Consider the following 300-nt stretch of genomic DNA (forward strand, 5'->3'; position numbering starts at 1 on the left):
TCGTAGCTCTGGACCAGGGTGAAGGTCGGGCTCGGCACGTCGAGGCCGGCATCGTCGGCCAGTGCCCTGATCAGCGCCCGTGCCAAGGTCGATTTGCCGGCGCCGAGATCGCCCTTGAGAGCGAGCACGTCGCCAATGCGCAGCGACATGGCGAGATCCTCGCCGAGCCTTGCCGTCGCAGCCTCGTCGGCGAGAAAACGCTCCAGCACCAACACCGCCATCGAACGCGCTACTCGGCCGCCGCGCGGATGCCGGACGGCGTGTCGGGAAAGGCGCAAACAACCGTGGTGCCCTTATCCC

Annotated in this window: 1 protein-coding gene; it reads right to left on the minus strand. The window is 67.7% G+C overall.

The window, feature by feature from the left end; all coding sequences use genetic code 11:
- The coding region (locus E5W70_RS17905; RefSeq protein ID WP_292660287.1) for a tRNA (adenosine(37)-N6)-threonylcarbamoyltransferase complex ATPase subunit type 1 TsaE at nucleotides 1-221 on the minus strand (221 nt) is incomplete at its 3' end.
- Nucleotides 222-300: the final 79 nt, after the last annotated feature.

The sequence above is a fragment of the Mesorhizobium sp. genome, assembly GCF_005063415.1.
Lineage (GTDB): Bacteria > Pseudomonadota > Alphaproteobacteria > Rhizobiales > Rhizobiaceae > Mesorhizobium.